Origin of the sequence: Flavobacterium sp. N1994 (assembly GCF_025947145.1) — a bacterium.
Taxonomy (GTDB): Bacteria; Bacteroidota; Bacteroidia; order Flavobacteriales; family Flavobacteriaceae; genus Flavobacterium.
Genome location: NZ_CP109999.1, coordinates 1674316 through 1691135, shown reverse-complemented (window position 1 = coordinate 1691135; position 16820 = coordinate 1674316). Strand labels below are relative to the sequence as shown.

Here is a 16820-nt window from a genome sequence, read left to right as displayed (position 1 = left end):
CGATTTTAAGTTTTTACTAATCCGATTTTAGTAGCTTTGCACTATGAATTTCAGAAAACACATCAGTCTTTTGTTAACATTTTTCCTGTTGGTTTCCAATTTAGGATTAGCGTTCAATGTGCATTATTGTGATAATGAATTCGAATCAATATCGTTAAAGTTAGTGCCTTCGGTAGAAAATGAAGTTGATGCATGTTGCGGTATTGTTGAAAAAGATTCCAAATGTTGTAACGATAAAATCATAAAAGCTGAAATCAAATCAGACCAGATTCTCGTTAAAAGTTTGTCGTTTGATTCTGGTTTTGTTCCAACATTTTACGATTGGAAACCTATTTTATTTGCTTCTAATTTCAACTTTAAAACAAGGGATACTTTTACTTACTATTGCGATGCAAATGCCCCGCCATTATATCTCTTGTACAGCCAATATACCTTTTACGCCTGATTTTATTATTCGATAAAAACTTTATACGAATATTAAAATCTTATTTATAATGAAAAAAACATTGTTATTTCTAACGTTGTTATTTACTGTATTTTCGTTTTCTCAAGAAACATTAAAAAAAGATACTTTAAAAACAGTAACGGTAGAAGTTAGACGAAAAGGATTAAAAAAATCACTATCGGGAACTGCTAATACTACTGTGGTGACAAGCAAAGAATTGCTTAAAGCTGCATGTTGTAATTTAGCAGAAAGCTTTGAAACCAACCCCTCTATAGATGTCAATTTTTCCGATGCTTTGACGGGAACCAAACAAATCAAAATGTTAGGTTTGACAAGTCCATACATCATGATTACCGAAGAAAATATTCCTTCGGTACGAGGAGCTTCTCAAGCTTATGGATTGTCATTTACGCCAGGAACTTGGGTGGAGAGTATCCAAATCACCAAAGGAGCAGGAAGTGTGGTTAATGGATACGAAAGCATTTCTGGTCAGATCAATACCGAATTAATTAAACCAATAAAAGACATTCCTTTCTTTCTAAATGCCTATGGTTCGACGGATTCTCGTTTTGAATTAAACACACATTTCAACAAAAAAGTCTCTGATTATTGGGCAACAAGTTTATTCGTTCACGGGAATGCTCGTGTGGCAAAAAATGATATGAATAATGATGGTTTTCTAGATAATCCATTGGGCAAACAAATTAACATTACGAATCGTTGGCAGTATTCTAACCCAGAGACAGGTTGGGTTTCGTTTTTGAATCTTCGTTTTATGAAAGATAATAAACAAACTGGTGAACTCAATTTTGACCCGAATAGAGATAGATTGACAACTAATTATTGGGGCTCAGAAATCAATACAGAAAGAATTGATTTTACTTCTAAAGTAGGCTATGTTTTCAAAGATATGCCTTATCAAAGTATTGGTTTTCAAAATGCTTTTAGCAATCACAATCAGCAATCGTATTTTGGATTGAATCAATATGATATCAAGCAACAAAGTTATTATTCGAACCTTATTTTCAGTTCGATTATTGACAATACGAAAAACAAATTTTCTACGGGATTGAATTTTACTTATGATAAATACGCTGAGTTTGTGAATTTAGCGGATGTTAGTCGAATAGATAATTCGGTTGGAACTTTCTTTGAATATACTTATGATAACTTGGATAAATTTAGCTTCATTTTAGGAGGAAGGTTTGATTATCATAACCGATTAGGAGCTTTCTTTACGCCAAGATTGCATGTAAAATATAATCCGTGGGAAAAAGCAGTCTTGCGATTCTCTGCAGGAAGAGGGAAACGCGCAGCCAATATTTATGCCGAAAACCAAAACTTGTTTGCTAGTTCTAGAACGTTTCAGGTTTTAGATACCAATGGAAAAATCTATGGCTTGAATCCTGAAATTGCTTGGAATTATGGAGTGAGTTTTACTCAAAATTTTATTTTGTTTGGAAAAAATGCGGATGTTACATTAGACTTCTATAGAACCGATTTTCAAAACCAAGCTGTAGTTGATGTTATGAATTCACCGCAACAAGTATTGTTCTACAATCTAAGAGGAAAATCTTATGCCAATAGCTTGCAACTTGATTTTAATTTGGAAATCCTCAAACATTTGAATTTGAGAACGGCTTATAAATACTATGATATTTCCACCGATTATCTTTCGGGTAGTTTTCAAAGACCATTACAGGCAAGACATCGTTTCTTTGGAAACCTAGAATACGAAACTCATATTGTAGAAAAAGGAAAACAATGGAAATTTGATTATACATTCAATTGGTTAGGAAAGCAGCAGTTGCCAAATACTGCAAGTAATCCATCTCAAGATAGGCTGCCCGAGTTTTCACCATCATTTGGTGTGATGAATGCACAAATAACAAGAACATTTTCGAGTACATTAGAATTATACATTGGTGGAGAAAACATTGGAAATTACCGTCAAGACAAAGCTATTTTGGGAAGTAATAATCCTTTTGGATCTACCTTTGACACTTCAATAGTATATGCACCAGTGTTCGGTCAAATGTATTATGCAGGATTGCGATTTAAAATAAAATAATTTAAAAATAATAATTTATGAAGAATATAGTTTTAGGAATGATGTTACTTTTTGTATCACTTTCAACTCAAGCACAAGAGAAAAAAAATAAAAATGCCAAATGCGAGTTTGAAGTAAATGGTAATTGTGAACAATGTAAAAAGAGAATTGAAAAAGCAGCATTTTCAGTATCAGGAGTGAAAAGTGCAGATTGGCATATAGATGACCATATGTTGCACTTAATAATTAATGAAGAAAAATGTTCTTTGCTTGATGTAAAAAAAGCTGTCGCTAAAGCGGGTCACGATACGGATGATGTTAAGGCTACGGATGAAGTCTACGAAAAATTGCATACTTGTTGTAAGTATGAAAGAAAGTAATTTAAGCCAAGGTTTATTAATCTGAATAAAATACTTTTAGTACAGCAATCATAAATCATAAAATATCATTAATTTCACGCTCGATAAAATGTATACCCCATGAATAGTTTTGACTGGACCCAATTATTAAATCCCGAATTTTATATCACAATGTCAATTGGAGGGGTAAAGGTGGGTCTTTGGATTGTGTTGTTTATTGTTTTTGCTGAAACAGGTCTTTTTGCAGGCTTCTTTTTGCCAGGAGACAGCTTACTTTTTTTGTCGGGTATTTACAGTCGTGATTTGATAGAGAATTTCTCTTTTATCGAAAGTGATATGGTTAATGTTACGTTATTATCAACATTAATTGCTGTTGCTGGGATATTAGGCAACATGATGGGATATTGGTTTGGCTCCAAAAGCGGTTACTATTTATATAAAAAAGAAGATAGTTTTTGGTTTAAGAAAAAGTATCTAATTCAATCTAAAGATTTCTTTGAAAGATTTGGAGGGAAAGCAATAATTTTTGCTCGTTTTCTTCCAATTGTTAGAACATTTGCCCCAATCGTTGCTGGCATTGTTACAATGGATAAGAAGAAATTCATGTTCTATAATATTGTTAGTTCTTTTTTATGGTCATTTATCCTAATATTCTCTGGACATTATTTATATGGGATGTTCTTAGAAAAATTTGACATTGATTTAAAAAAGCATATTGAAGTTATTGTTATAGGGATAATCATAATTTCAACATTTCCTGTCTTTCTAAAGATATTCAAGAAGTCTCCAAAACAAGAAGAATAAAAAACGTCCCGAATTATCGGGACGTTTTTTTATATAAATAATCTATTTTGATTACATCATTCCTGGCATTCCGCCTCCCATTGGCATTCCACCACCAGCGTTTTCTTCTTTGATTTCCACCAAAGCACATTCCGTAGTTAATATCATTCCAGCTACAGAGGCTGCATTTTCAAGAGCCACACGAGTTACTTTTTTAGGGTCGATAATTCCAGCTTTTAGCATGTCAACATATTCATCAGTTTTAGCGTTGTAACCAAAATTAGCTTTTCCTTCAGCTACTTTCGCAACTACTACAGAACCTTCTAATCCTGCATTTTCAACGATAGTTCTCAAAGGAGATTCTACAGCGCGTGATACAATTTGTATTCCAGTAGCTTCATCAGCATTGTCCGCTTTGATTTTGTCTAAAACCGATTTAGCTCTTAATAAAGCTACTCCACCACCTGCAACAATACCTTCTTCAACAGCTGCACGAGTGGCGTGAAGTGCATCGTCAACACGATCTTTTTTCTCTTTCATTTCTACTTCAGAAGCAGCACCAACATACAAAACAGCAACACCACCAGCTAATTTAGCCAAACGCTCTTGCAATTTTTCTCTATCATAGTCAGAAGTTGTTGACTCCATTTGACCTTTGATTTGGTTTACACGATTTTTAATCATGTCTGCCGTTCCAGCACCATTTACCAAAGTGGTATTATCTTTATCGATAGTTACTTTTTCAGCCGTTCCAAGCATTTCTAAAGTAGTGTTTTCTAATGTATAACCGCTTTCTTCTGCAATTACAGTTCCGCCAGTTAAGATAGCAATATCTTCAAGCATAGCTTTTCTTCTATCACCAAAACCAGGAGCTTTAACAGCTGCAATTTTCAAAGCACCACGTAATTTGTTTACCACTAATGTCGATAACGCTTCGCCATCAACATCTTCAGCAATAATCAATAAGGGTTTTCCTGATTGCGCTACTGGTTCTAGTATTGGCAATAATTCTTTTAAAGAAGATACTTTTTTATCGTACAAAAGAATGTAAGGTCTTTCTAATTCCACTTCCATTTTTTCAGGATTGGTCACAAAATAAGGAGAAAGATATCCTCTGTCAAACTGCATTCCTTCTACCACATCCACGTAAGTGTCTGTTCCTTTTGCTTCTTCAACAGTTATTACGCCTTCTTTTCCAACTTTACCAAAAGCGGTAGCTATTAAATCTCCAATAACTTCGTCATTATTAGCCGAAATAGAAGCAATTTGTTTTATTTTTTCAGAATCGCTTCCAACTACTTGAGCTTGCTTTGCTAAGTCAGCAACGATAGCTTCAACGGCTTTGTCAATCCCTCTTTTTAAATCCATCGGATTAGCTCCAGCGGCAACGTTTTTCAATCCTTCTTTAACGATAGCTTGAGCTAAAACTGTTGCAGTTGTTGTTCCATCTCCAGCTAAATCATTGGTTTTAGAAGCAACTTCTTTTACCATTTGAGCTCCCATATTTTCTAATGGGTCTTTCAATTCAATTTCTTTCGCTACGGTAACTCCGTCTTTAGTTACATTTGGTCCACCAAATGATTTCCCAATAATTACGTTTCGACCTTTAGGTCCTAAGGTTACTTTTACTGCATTCGCTAAGGCATCAACACCACGTTTTAAACCGTCGCGTGCTTCAATGTCGAATTTTATATCTTTTGCCATAATTTTTTAATTGTGTATTTGATAATTTTAGTATTCGGTTATTTTGGATTAGATAATGGCAAGAATATCATCTTCTCGCATGATTAAATAATCTTTTCCATTAAATTTCAAGTCGGTTCCAGCGTATTTCCCATAAAGAACTACATCACCAACCTTAACAGTTAAGGGTTCTTCTTTTTTACCATTTCCTACAGCTACTACAGTTCCTTTTTGTGGTTTTTCTTTAGCAGTATCAGGGATAATAATTCCAGAAGCTGTTTGCGTTTCAGCAGCAGCAGGTTCAATAATTACTCGGTCTGAAAGTGGTTTAATATTTAATGCCATAATAATAAATTTATGTTGTTTTAAATGTTCGCTTTTGGCTTTTCAGAAACTGTGCCAAGCAGTTCAAACTGCCATTTTTTCCTAAAAAAAATGCCAGCATGTCAGCGCTGGCATTATATATTTTGTATCTAAAAATTATTTTTTTGGAGTCTCAACTGGTTTAGCTGGAGTATTCGTAGTCGTAGTCGTTTTTGGTGCAACGCTTTCTTTGTCATCTATAATTTTTGAATTAGAATCGCTCATGCTTCCTGTGAAACTTAAACTTGACAATAAAATCAAAATGATTAATACGGTTGCTAATGTCCAAGTACTTTTATCTAAAAAGTCAGTTGTTTTTTGAACGCCTCCCATTTGTGTTGATCCTCCTAATGAAGAAGACAAACCGCCACCTTTAGGATTTTGAACCATAATTACGATGATCAATAGAAAACAAACTATTGTTATTAATACTAAAAAAATTGAAAATGTGCTCATTATGAATTAATTATTTTGTTGTAAAATTTTAATATCCGAAATTCGGTCTGCAAAGAAACTACTTTTTTCTGGATATTTCAAAATTAATATTTCATAAGCTTGAATTGCTTTTGAATATTTCTTTTGTTCCAGATAAACTCTCGCTAATGTTTCGGTCATCAAGTACGAGGTGTCTTCGGGAACTGTCTCTATTGTTGGCACTACAGCATCTTTTGCTATGGGTGTTATTTTTGGATTATTCTCGATAAATTTATCAATTAATGCCAGTTTTTTCTTTTTTTCATCAACAACAGCAACTGGGTTCTCCGCTCTTTCAATAGGTTTGAACCTTGATAATTGTAACCATTCTTGAAAAGAATGTTTTTCATCTCTAGAAAATTCTAAAGGTTTACCGATGGCTAATTTCTCAGCTACTTTTTGCTCTTCAGTTGTGGTAGCTTCTTTGATTGAGGTTAAAATAGATTGTTCAAGGGGATCAATAGTTGACTCTTTGGCTTCCACGATAAGGTGTTCGCTTCCCACAACACTCATATTCATTAATTCTTCTAATTTCTTTTCGTAAAGTCCTTTCTGAATAGAAACAAAGGAATCAGAAGTAATAAAATCAAACAAAACGCTCCTGTCTGTAGTGTAAGCCGCTGAAACTTTTAAAGCATAGTTGTAGTTAAAACTATCTTGATTATACAAATGTTTCAACCTCAAAACACGAGCACTTTGAAAATAAGGAAACGCCATCAAAACATTTTCCAATGTCTGAGCATGCTTATCATTTATAGCTTCGGGTTTGTTGAGTAAATACGTATAATCCGTTATGTTCATTTCAAATTAATTACCACTTGGCAAGTGATTCATTAAATATATCTTGTGTAATTCGTTCAAAAATCGTGTCCAAAGCTTCTGTCAATTTTGAACCTACCAATTGTGTTGTGCCATCGTAATCAAAGTAGAATGTAAATTTCTTCTCAAAATTATCAGCTTCTTTGTTTTTATTGCTAAAGCGTACATTAACCGTTATAGTCAATCTGCTTTGGGCCGCATTTTGATTAGCTGTAGCTTGCATTGGGGTAATTCTATACTCCACAATTTCCCCTTCATATAACAAATCACCATTAGAACTAGCTAAATTCAAATTGGTTTGATTTTGAATAATTTCCTGAAGTTTAATTGTAAAAGTTCTATCAATTCCTGGTTCAATCAGTTGAGCACTATTTTGAAAATGATTCACTTGAAACGTCTTCGCGTTAATTTTACCAGTCCCAGTAAAGTTATATACAGAACAACTATTGACTGTTAAGGCAAGAAATAAAATAGATAGGATTTTTAAAAACTTCATGGTAACAATTAAAGTCGCTAAAGTAATTCTTTATTTTGAATTAAGGAAGTACATCGCCTTGGTAGTAATAATTTGCTGAAGCAACTGTGTTTTCATAAGTTCCGTGATAATAGGAATCATGAGTCTGAGCTTCAGGTAGATTATTAGCGTTATAAGTGTAATGGTAAACAGAACTTTCAGGATCTTCAGAGCAATAATTATGAGTGAGAACATTATTGGCCGAATTATAAAGACCATCAATCCATCGAGAACCCGATACAAAACTGAAAGCTTTGCAAATAGCAAGTGTAGCATTTCTTATAGGATTGGTTTTGTCATCATAAGTAAATGAATTACAACTGTCACCAGGAGAGTAGGACATTATATTGTTATTTGAATAATTGACAATCATTTCAGCCCATCGAGTTTCATTAGTTCCAGTTATGTCAGTTTCTATTATCACAGTTCTTCCTTCAACTATTAGCTTATCACCATTAATCTTGGTTAGTCTATAACGGTCATTTAAAATACCTGTGTAATATGCATCTACCCCAGCATCATAATGTACTGTTTCTCCATCTACTGAAATAACAAAATCATTGTTATCATAAGTAAAAGTATGGGTTTCATTTATTCCACTAGTATTAAATAGAGTAGAGCTCGTCAAACGATTAGAAGTGTCATAAACAAAATTCTGCACAACAGTTCCATCTGCTTTGGTGATCTGGGTTAATAAACCATGGGTATTAAAAAGCCAATGTCTCTCTGAAGCAAGACCAGGATAAAAATCTATTCTTTGCAGTAAGTTTGGATTAGTAGATGTGTTCGATGAGGAATCACTAGTGCAGGAGGATAAGGCACAAATGGCAATCAAAAGAAAGTAGAACTTTTTCATATTGAATGATTTAGTTCTATAAAAGTAAGAAAAATAATTTTTAAATCAGATTTTCTAATTATTGAAAGTAATAATCAGCAAAAGAATAAACGTCAACGGCATTATTACTGCTGTCTAAAACCTCAATACCAATAGAGAAATCTTTAGTGCTATGAGTTGGATTAGTAGTGGTAGAAGAAGAGTAACCATAACTATAATAATAAGGATCAGACGTACCTCTGTCATAACCTCCTGCTATTCTTGTCGATACCACACTTTCACTAAAGAAACTTGGGTCAGTCAACGATTTTATTCTTGCTACTGCTAGAATAGCATTGTGAAGAGGGTTTGTGTAAATTTCATCAAAATGGAAATTTTTAATGATGTCGGTTGAACCACTATTTATTTTTTTGAATGAAGTCATATCACCATTAGCATAAGTCATATGATATTCACTTGCGTTAGTTCCTGTTCGCACGAAATTTTCGGCTAAAAAATCGGTAGTAACTTTACAACTAATAGTAAAACTACTTCCGTAGGTATACTCATAAGTTCTTGTTGTGGCATCAAAAGAGTAAGGTAAACCATTGATACTATTAATAGTGCTGTCAGTGTTGTAGGTGATGACGTCTGTTTCTGTAGCGATGCCATTGTTGTACTTTACGTCTCTTACCACACGATTCTGATTGTCATAAGTAAACTCTTCAACAACAGTTCCGTCGGCAAGAGTAATAGTTCTTAATAAATCATTACTGATATTCCATTGTCTTTGGTTTGCACTACCACTATAAAAAACAACTTTTTGGAGAGTTTGCGTAGGTGTCACAGTTGAATCACTACTGCAAGATATCAATGAGATAGCTACTATAAAAAGGCAAATTAAATTTTTCATGATTAATAGGTTGGGTGTCGTAAACTTAACTAGTTATTTGAAAACGAAAAAAATTACAGGTCATACTGCTTAATTTTTCGATAAAGTGTACGTTCTGATATACCTAACTCGTCTGCAGCTGCTTTTCGTTTACCTTTATGACGGGCTAATGATTTTTTAATAAGCTCAATTTCTCGTTGTTCTAATTTTAGTGTTTCTTCTTCTTCAACGGTTTCAGCCATTAAGTAATTAGCGTCATCGTCATCATCAAATTCCTCTTGTTCTATAACGTTTTGAGGGGCAAGATTGCTTATTCTATGTTCTTCTTCATAACTCGAAACGCCTTCTTCTTTTTGCCCAAATACTTTTTGAATTAAATTTTTATTCATTTCCTGCACCTTAGTGCTTCCGTTTTGCATCAATTCTAAAGTTAATTTCTTCAAATCGTGCAAATCACTTTTCATGTCAAAAAGGACTTTGTACAAAATATCTCTTTCGGTAGCAAAATCACTATCCGATTTTCTTCCACCAATAACCGATGGCAAACTACTGCCTTCCATAGGAAGATAGGATTGTAATGTGGCCAAGGAAATCTCTCTGTTAGTTTCTAAAACCGAAATCTGTTCTGCCACATTTCGCAACTGACGAATATTACCACTCCAACGGTATTTTTGTAAAAAAGCAATAGCGCTTTCACTCAATTTTATAGGCGGCATTTTATATTTATGTGCAAAATCAGCAGCAAATTTTCGGAATAATAAATGAATATCCTCTTTTCGTTCACGCAAAGGAGGCAACATAATATCAACCGTACTCAATCGATAATACAAATCTTCACGGAATTTCCCTTTTTCAATAGCATCAAACATATTGACATTGGTTGCTGCCACAATTCGAACATTTGTTTTTTGAACTTGAGAAGACCCCACTTTAATAAATTCTCCATTTTCTAAAACACGCAGTAAACGGACTTGCGTAGTCAATGGCAATTCTCCCACTTCATCTAAAAAAATGGTCCCACCATTAGCTACTTCAAAATACCCTTGACGTTCAGCATTGGCACCAGTAAAGGATCCTTTTTCATGTCCAAAAAGCTCACTATCAATAGTTCCTTCTGGGATGGCTCCACAGTTTACCGCTATATATTTTCCATGTTTTCTATGGGATAGCGAATGAATAATTCGTGGAATACTTTCTTTACCAACTCCGCTTTCCCCAACAACCAATACCGAAATATCTGTAGGAGCCACCTGAATGGCTTTTTCTATGGCACGATTCAGTTTTGGGTCATTCCCAATAATCTCAAATCGTTGTTTTATACTTTGAACTGTTTCCATATTTTATTTTATTATATCACCAACCTTTTATGTGTTAGCGATTTGTTCTGAAAGTTCGCAATGATCCCAAGTTGTGAATCAGCAAGTTTCATGTAATTTATGGTTTGAGCTATGTGCTCGTTGTTGATTTCTTTAACGGATTTTACTTCTAGAATAATTTCTTCATAAACTATAAAGTCGGCATAAAACTTATGAGGTAAAATAGTGCCTTTGTATTCTATAAAAAACTCTTTTTCTCTTGCATAAGGGATATTATTATTTCTAAACTCAATTTCTAAAGCATCTTTATATACAATTTCCAATAAGCCTGGTCCAAGAATCCTATGAACTTTCATACAAAGTCCAATTATAGTATAATTCTCTTCTTTTCTATACAACTCCATAATTGGTGAAAATTAGTGTAATTTGTGGCTTACTATTTTTTAATTCATTTCACTATACCCAACCGCTTCTCCAATTAAAGTTCCACTAGTACAATTCGTAATTTTCACATTCACAAAATCACCAATTTTATAATGCTCTCTCGGGAACACCACCATAAAACTCTGTGAGTTTCTTCCAGATAAATCGTTATCTGATTTTTTAGAAACTTTCTCAACCAAGACTTCTACCGTTTTACCCACAAACTCTTTGGTTCTAATGCCACTATGAATCCTTTGTAAATCAACTATTTCTTGTAATCGGCGGAACTTGGTTTCCTCAGGAACATCATCTTCCATTTTTCTTCCGGCCAATGTTCCAGGACGCTCTGAATAAGCATACATATAGCCAAAACCATATTTTACGGCTTCCATCAAACTCAATGTGTCTTGGTGATCTGTCTCAGTCTCGGTCGGAAAACCAGCAATCATATCTTGGGTCACACTACAATCCGGAATGATTTGATGAATTTTATCTATCAATGCAAGGTATTCTGCTCTGGTGTGTAAACGATTCATTTCCTTCAAGATTCTATCGCTTCCACTTTGCACTGGCAAATGAATATGGTTACAAACATTAGGATACTTTGCAATCACATGCAATACTTCTTCATGCATATCCTGCGGATTAGAAGTAGAAAAACGAATACGCATTTTAGGAAATTGTACCGCCACCATTTCTAATAATTGATCAAAACCAACCGCTGTGGCTTGCTGCATTTCGGTAGCTTTTACAAAATCTTTTTTCAATCCACCACCATACCAAAGATAACTATCCACATTCTGACCCAAAAGCGTCACTTCTTTAAAACCTTTATCCCACAATTCTTTAATTTCTGCCAAAATACTTTGAGGTTCTCTACTACGTTCTCGTCCTCTAGTAAAAGGAACTACACAAAACGTACACATATTATCACAACCACGCGTAATCGATACAAAAGCAGTCACCCCATTACTCATCAAACGCACTGGCGAAATATCTCCATAAGTTTCCTCTTTAGATAAAATCACATTGATGGCGTCTCTACCTTCTTCCACTTCTTTCAATAAGTTGGGTAAATCTTTATAAGAATCTGGACCCACCACCATATCTACAATTTTTTCTTCATCCAAGAATTTCTCCTTCAATCGCTCCGCCATACAGCCTAAAACCCCCACTTTCATTCCTGGATTCACCTCACGTTTTACCGCATTGTATTTTTCCAAACGCTTTCTAACCGTTTGCTCTGCTTTGTCTCTGATGGAACAGGTATTCACCAAAACCAAATCGGCTTCTTCTAATATAGTAGTAGTATTATATCCTTCATTCGTCAATATAGAAGCCACCACCTCACTGTCCGAAAAATTCATCGCACAACCATAGCTTTCAATATACAGTTTTTTGGTGTTTTCTTTTTTGTGTTCCAAAACAAGACTGTTGCCCTGCTTCTTCTCGTCAATTTCTTTTTCCATGCCTTAAAATAGTCATTCCAATTTTTTCGGAATCTGGATAGCAAAGATAATACTAAAAATCAAAATCTGACAAGATGGCAGTAAGGGTTTAACAAAAGATTAAATAAAAAGGCAACGAAATGGGTTTTTGAAATGTCTCTATTTTTAGTTCGGCGCAAGTCGTTCCAAGGTCGGCGCAAACACTTTCTAGGATGGCGCAAGCAGTTTCCAGGTCGGCGCAACTCATTCCAAGGTCGGCGTAAATGATTTCCAGTACGGCGCAAATGATTTCAAGTGCGGCGCAAACACTTTCCAGGTCGGCGCAACTACTTTCTAGGTCGGCGCAAGTCATTTCAAGTGCGGCGCAAACAGTTTCTAGGTCGGCGCAAATGATTTCCAGTACGGCGCAAGCAGTTTCTAGGTCGGCGCAAACACTTTCTAGGATGGCGCAACTACTTTCTAGGTCGGCGCAACTCATCCTTAGGTCATTACTAGCTGTAGTGACTCCTAGTATTGTTATTTAAAATGCATTTTATCGTGAAAAAAGTACAATAAAACGGTTTTTTAAAAAAAACAATTACTTTTGTCCGCAGAAACAATAGGGATATGGCAAAGAATTTAGTTATCGTAGAGTCACCGGCAAAGGCCAAAACAATCGAAAAATTTCTGGGAAGCGATTACCAAGTAGAGTCAAGCTACGGGCACATTGCCGACTTGCCCTCTAAAGAAATAGGAGTAGATGTCTTGAACGGATTCAAACCTAAATACGAAGTCTCTTCCGATAAAAAAGCGTTGGTCACTAAACTAAAAGGACTAGCCAAAACCGCCGATATGGTGTGGTTAGCTTCCGATGAGGACCGCGAAGGGGAAGCCATCTCATGGCACCTAGCGGAAGAATTAAAACTAGACAAAGCCAAAACCAAAAGAATTGTTTTCCACGAAATCACCAAAAATGCCATTCTAAAAGCTATCGATAACCCTCGCGAAATAGACTATAACTTAGTCAATGCCCAACAAGCCCGTAGAGTGTTAGATAGATTAGTAGGATACGAATTGTCACCTGTGCTTTGGAAAAAAGTAAAAGGGGGTTTGTCTGCCGGACGTGTGCAATCGGTATCCGTTCGTTTGATAGTAGAACGTGAAAGAGAAATTCAAGAGTTCAAATCAGTAGCCTCCTACTCAGTTACAGCCGAATTCACTAACGAAGCTGGAAAAGTAGTAAAAGCTAAATTGCCCAAAAACTTCGCCACCAAAAAAGAAGCCGAAGATTTTCTAAATAAAAACATCGGTTCTACTTATAAAGTAGCCGACTTAGAAACAAAACCAACCAAAAAAACTCCTGCTGCACCTTTTACAACGTCTACCTTGCAACAAGAAGCCGCTCGTAAATTATATTTACCAGTAGGAATCACGATGCAAATAGCACAAAGGTTATACGAAGCTGGACTCATCACTTACATGAGAACCGATAGCGTGAATCTTTCTCAAGAAGCTATGGCTGCAGCACAAGCTGAAATCACTAGCTATTACGGAAAGGAATTTAGCAAGCCAAGAAGTTTCAACACCAAGTCGAAAGGGGCTCAAGAAGCTCACGAAGCTATCCGACCAACGGATATGTCGCGACACACCGTAAATGTAGAAAGAGACCAAGCACGACTTTACGAATTGATTTGGAAAAGAACGCTAGCCTCTCAAATGGCCGACGCCGAATTAGAAAGAACCAATGTTAAGATAGAAGCTAATAATCACAGTGAAGTTTTTCAAGCAACCGGAGAAGTAATCAAATTTGAAGGTTTCTTAAAAGTATATTTAGAAGGGAACGATGATGACGATGAAGAACAAGAAGGAATGTTGCCAGCCTTAAAAGTCAACGAAAAATTACTAAACAATTCGATTGTGGCTACCGAAAGATATTCGCGTCCAGCCTCTCGTTACACTGAAGCTTCTTTGGTAAAGAAATTAGAAGAGTTAGGAATTGGTCGTCCATCAACGTATGCGCCAACCATTTCTACTATTATTAATAGAAACTATGTTGAAAAAGGAAACTTGGAAGGTGTAGAAAGAAAATATGTGCAGTTAACCTTAGCTTCCAACAAAGTAGAAGAAAAGATATTAAAAGAAAATACAGGTTCTGATAAAGGTAAGTTGGTTCCAACTGATATTGGTACCATTGTAAATGATTTCTTGGTAAAAAACTTTGCAGCAATTCTCGATTACAATTTCACTGCCAAAGTAGAACAAGATTTTGACGAAATAGCCGAAGGAAATATCAACTGGACCAAAATGATGCAGGAGTTTTACAACAAATTCCATCCCAACGTTCAAGAGGTAGAGAAAAATGCAGACCGTGAAAGCGGCGAAAGAATATTAGGGGTAGACCCAAAATCAGGAAAACAAGTCTCGGTTCGTTTAGGTAAATTTGGACCCATGGCTCAAATTGGCGAAGCAGATGATGAAGAGAAGCAATTCGCTAGCTTACGTCAAGAACAAAATATTGGGAATATTACTTTAGAAGAAGCCTTGAACTTGTTCTTACTGCCAAAAAATCTTGGAACTTATAAAGGAGAAGATGTTGAAGTAAGTAATGGTCGATTTGGCCCTTATGTTCGTTTCGGGAAACAATTTATTTCGTTACCAAGAGGAGAAGATCCACTAGACGTAACTATGGAACGTGCTCAAGAATTGATTAATGAAAAAGTCAAAGCTGATGCACCAATTGCAGTCTATAAAAGCATGGATGTTCAAAAAGGTGTGGGACGTTTCGGGCCTTTCCTAAAATGGAACGGTATATTTATTAATGTAAGCAAGAAATACAACTTTGATAATTTATCACAATCTGATGTGGCCGAATTAATAGAAGAGAAATTACAAAAAGACATCGATAAAGTAATTCATAATTGGTCTGAGGATGGTATTCTAGTTGAAAAAGCCCGTTGGGGGAAATCAGTAATTACTAAAGGTAAAATCAAGATTGAATTAAACAAAGATGTTGATGCTACTAAACTGACATTGGAGCAAGTTAAAGAGATGATCGCCAAAAAAACACCAGAAAAGAAAACGACCGCCAAGAAGACTACAACCAAAAAAGCACCAGCCAAAAAGAAATAACCTATGGAATTTGATTTTCTATCACCAGTTGATGATGAAATTATTCAATTTGTAAAAGGACTCTCTTCTCAACATTTGGGAAGCAAAGTAGCTTTTCATACCGATAAAGATTTTCCAGATATCGATCAAATAAAGATTGCTATCGTTGGGGTATTAGAAAACCGTGGCGCGGTAGGCTACGTAGATGATGAAGTGAATTTAAATCCAATTCGTAAAGAATTGTATGGGTTATATCCAGGGAACTGGCAAAGTTCTATAGCTGATTTAGGGGATATTATTCCCGGGAATTCATTAGAAGATACTTTTTTTGCTTTGCAAAAAGTAGCAGCAAGATTAATTAGAAAAGGAATTATACCTATCGTTATTGGCGGGTCTCAAGACTTGACTTATCCTTTGTATAGAGCCTATGATAATCAAGAACAAATGGTCAACTTGGTTTCAATTGATAATAAATTTGATTTAGGCAAACAAGAGGATGGAATTTCTGCTAATTCCTATTTGTCAAAGATAATTCTTGATGAACCTAACAATCTTTTTAATTATAGTAATGTTGGTTTCCAAACCTACTTTAATTCACAGGAAGAAATAGATTTAATTGAAAAACTGTATTTTGATGCCTACAGATTAGGGGAGATGTCCAATAATATTGAACTAGCGGAACCTGTTTTTCGAGATGCTGATATAGTTAGTTTAGATTTAAATTCTGTAAAGTCCTCTTACTCGGGAAATTTCATTACCTTTAATCCCAACGGATTTGATGGAAAAGAAATTTGTAGTTTGGCTAGATATGCTGGTATTAGTGACAAAGTAAGCTCTTTTGGAGTTTTTAATCATAATAGCACAAGAGAGGAATCAGCTCTAATTGCTCAAATAGTTTGGTATTTCATTGAAGGTGTTAATTACCGCTCAAATGAATACCCTTTTGGAACAAGAGAAAACTTTTTAAAATACATTGTACCTCTAGAAAGTGAAGAGTTAGTTTTCTACAAGAGCAATAAAACAGGGAGATGGTGGATAGAAATAAATTTTTTCGCAAGTCAGCACAATAAACTTAAAAAAAATACGTTATTACCTTGTTCACATGAAGAATATTTAATTGCTTGTAATCAAGAAATACCTGAAAGATGGTGGAAAGCACAACGAAAAAATAGTATTTAATATTCATGTAATAAATATTCTATTTAAATAGAAACACATTAAGCATAATAAAAAGATTACAAAAACAACACAAAAAGAACAGTTTATCGTTAAAAAGTGCATTTTATCGATAAAATATTTTTTTATTACTAACAATAATTCTATTTTTGAAATGTCAATTAATAGAATGAA

17 protein-coding genes are annotated in these 16820 nt (G+C 34.9%); 6 read left to right on the top strand and 11 right to left on the bottom strand.

The features are described from left to right. Positions 1-43: 43 nt before the first annotated feature. The 4 genes from OLM53_RS07520 (at position 44) to OLM53_RS07505 (ending at position 3658) form a co-directional block, all read left to right on the top strand. The gene (locus OLM53_RS07520; protein ID WP_264519623.1) at positions 44-445 is read left to right on the top strand and encodes an HYC_CC_PP family protein; all 402 of its coding nucleotides are present in this window, start codon (positions 44-46) and stop codon (positions 443-445) included. A 49-nt stretch (positions 446-494) separates the two neighbouring features. After that, entirely contained in the window at positions 495-2516 is a 2022-nt protein-coding gene (locus OLM53_RS07515) for a TonB-dependent receptor plug domain-containing protein (protein ID WP_413614242.1), read from the top strand. A 17-nt stretch (positions 2517-2533) separates the two neighbouring features. After that, positions 2534-2875: a heavy-metal-associated domain-containing protein gene (locus tag OLM53_RS07510; RefSeq protein ID WP_264519622.1), complete on the top strand. Its 342-nt coding sequence runs from the start codon at positions 2534-2536 to the stop codon at positions 2873-2875. 99 nt (positions 2876-2974) lie between these two features. Further along, positions 2975-3658 carry a DedA family protein gene (locus OLM53_RS07505; protein ID WP_264519621.1) on the top strand — a complete coding sequence of 228 codons (684 nt, stop codon included), beginning with the start codon at positions 2975-2977 and terminating at the stop codon, positions 3656-3658. 51 nt (positions 3659-3709) lie between these two features. Here OLM53_RS07505 and groL read toward each other — a convergent pair whose 3' ends face one another. The 11 genes from groL to OLM53_RS07450 form a co-directional block, all read right to left on the bottom strand. Further along, positions 3710-5341, bottom strand: coding sequence for a chaperonin GroEL (groL, locus tag OLM53_RS07500; RefSeq protein WP_264519620.1), 1632 nt, complete (start codon positions 5339-5341; stop codon positions 3710-3712). 48 nt (positions 5342-5389) lie between these two features. Further along, positions 5390-5665, bottom strand: a complete 276-nt coding sequence (gene groES, locus OLM53_RS07495) for a co-chaperone GroES (protein WP_264519619.1) — start codon at positions 5663-5665, stop codon at positions 5390-5392. Positions 5666-5800: 135 nt separating this feature from the next. Then, positions 5801-6139: a preprotein translocase subunit SecG gene (gene secG / locus OLM53_RS07490; RefSeq protein ID WP_264519618.1), complete on the bottom strand. Its 339-nt coding sequence runs from the start codon at positions 6137-6139 to the stop codon at positions 5801-5803. 6 nt (positions 6140-6145) lie between these two features. Beyond that, positions 6146-6958 carry a tetratricopeptide repeat protein gene (locus tag OLM53_RS07485; protein ID WP_264519617.1) on the bottom strand — a complete coding sequence of 271 codons (813 nt, stop codon included), beginning with the start codon at positions 6956-6958 and terminating at the stop codon, positions 6146-6148. Between the two features lie 10 nt (positions 6959-6968). After that, complete coding sequence (locus OLM53_RS07480; protein ID WP_264519616.1) at positions 6969-7472, bottom strand: LptE family protein; 504 nt, start codon at positions 7470-7472, stop codon at positions 6969-6971. A 40-nt stretch (positions 7473-7512) separates the two neighbouring features. Then, entirely contained in the window at positions 7513-8346 is an 834-nt protein-coding gene (locus OLM53_RS07475) for a hypothetical protein (protein WP_264519615.1), read from the bottom strand. 58 nt (positions 8347-8404) lie between these two features. Continuing rightward, complete coding sequence (locus tag OLM53_RS07470) at positions 8405-9217, bottom strand: hypothetical protein (RefSeq protein ID WP_264519614.1); 813 nt, start codon at positions 9215-9217, stop codon at positions 8405-8407. 53 nt (positions 9218-9270) lie between these two features. Next, positions 9271-10533 (bottom strand): sigma-54 interaction domain-containing protein, encoded by a 1263-nt coding sequence (locus OLM53_RS07465; protein ID WP_264519613.1) that lies wholly within the window; start codon positions 10531-10533, stop codon positions 9271-9273. 11 nt (positions 10534-10544) lie between these two features. Then, positions 10545-10916: a GxxExxY protein gene (locus OLM53_RS07460; protein ID WP_264519612.1), complete on the bottom strand. Its 372-nt coding sequence runs from the start codon at positions 10914-10916 to the stop codon at positions 10545-10547. A 39-nt stretch (positions 10917-10955) separates the two neighbouring features. Next, a complete protein-coding gene (miaB, locus tag OLM53_RS07455) occupies positions 10956-12404 on the bottom strand; it encodes a tRNA (N6-isopentenyl adenosine(37)-C2)-methylthiotransferase MiaB (protein ID WP_264519611.1) in 1449 nt (482 codons plus the stop codon). Between the two features lie 88 nt (positions 12405-12492). Next, a complete protein-coding gene (locus tag OLM53_RS07450) occupies positions 12493-12861 on the bottom strand; it encodes a hypothetical protein (RefSeq protein ID WP_264519610.1) in 369 nt (122 codons plus the stop codon). A gap of 128 nt (positions 12862-12989) precedes the next feature. On the opposite strand from OLM53_RS07450, the gene topA reads away from it, so the two are divergent. Both topA and OLM53_RS07440 read left to right on the top strand, forming a co-directional pair. Continuing rightward, positions 12990-15491, top strand: a complete 2502-nt coding sequence (gene topA, locus OLM53_RS07445; protein WP_264519609.1) for a type I DNA topoisomerase — start codon at positions 12990-12992, stop codon at positions 15489-15491. A 3-nt stretch (positions 15492-15494) separates the two neighbouring features. Next, positions 15495-16649, top strand: coding sequence for a formimidoylglutamase (locus OLM53_RS07440; RefSeq protein WP_264522400.1), 1155 nt, complete (start codon positions 15495-15497; stop codon positions 16647-16649). Positions 16650-16820: the final 171 nt, after the last annotated feature.

Coding starts and splice junctions, on each gene's coding strand:
- OLM53_RS07520 (WP_264519623.1), top strand. CDS start 44: ATGAATTTCAGAAAACACATCAGTCTTTTGTTAACATTTTTCCTGTTG.
- OLM53_RS07515 (WP_413614242.1), top strand. CDS start 495: ATGAAAAAAACATTGTTATTTCTAACGTTGTTATTTACTGTATTTTCG.
- OLM53_RS07510 (WP_264519622.1), top strand. CDS start 2,534: ATGAAGAATATAGTTTTAGGAATGATGTTACTTTTTGTATCACTTTCA.
- OLM53_RS07505 (WP_264519621.1), top strand. CDS start 2,975: ATGAATAGTTTTGACTGGACCCAATTATTAAATCCCGAATTTTATATC.
- groL (WP_264519620.1), bottom strand. CDS start 5,341: ATGGCAAAAGATATAAAATTCGACATTGAAGCACGCGACGGTTTAAAA.
- groES (WP_264519619.1), bottom strand. CDS start 5,665: ATGGCATTAAATATTAAACCACTTTCAGACCGAGTAATTATTGAACCT.
- secG (WP_264519618.1), bottom strand. CDS start 6,139: ATGAGCACATTTTCAATTTTTTTAGTATTAATAACAATAGTTTGTTTT.
- OLM53_RS07485 (WP_264519617.1), bottom strand. CDS start 6,958: ATGAACATAACGGATTATACGTATTTACTCAACAAACCCGAAGCTATA.
- OLM53_RS07480 (WP_264519616.1), bottom strand. CDS start 7,472: ATGAAGTTTTTAAAAATCCTATCTATTTTATTTCTTGCCTTAACAGTC.
- OLM53_RS07475 (WP_264519615.1), bottom strand. CDS start 8,346: ATGAAAAAGTTCTACTTTCTTTTGATTGCCATTTGTGCCTTATCCTCC.
- OLM53_RS07470 (WP_264519614.1), bottom strand. CDS start 9,217: ATGAAAAATTTAATTTGCCTTTTTATAGTAGCTATCTCATTGATATCT.
- OLM53_RS07465 (WP_264519613.1), bottom strand. CDS start 10,533: ATGGAAACAGTTCAAAGTATAAAACAACGATTTGAGATTATTGGGAAT.
- OLM53_RS07460 (WP_264519612.1), bottom strand. CDS start 10,916: ATGGAGTTGTATAGAAAAGAAGAGAATTATACTATAATTGGACTTTGT.
- miaB (WP_264519611.1), bottom strand. CDS start 12,404: ATGGAAAAAGAAATTGACGAGAAGAAGCAGGGCAACAGTCTTGTTTTG.
- OLM53_RS07450 (WP_264519610.1), bottom strand. CDS start 12,861: ATGAGTTGCGCCGACCTAGAAAGTAGTTGCGCCATCCTAGAAAGTGTT.
- topA (WP_264519609.1), top strand. CDS start 12,990: ATGGCAAAGAATTTAGTTATCGTAGAGTCACCGGCAAAGGCCAAAACA.
- OLM53_RS07440 (WP_264522400.1), top strand. CDS start 15,495: ATGGAATTTGATTTTCTATCACCAGTTGATGATGAAATTATTCAATTT.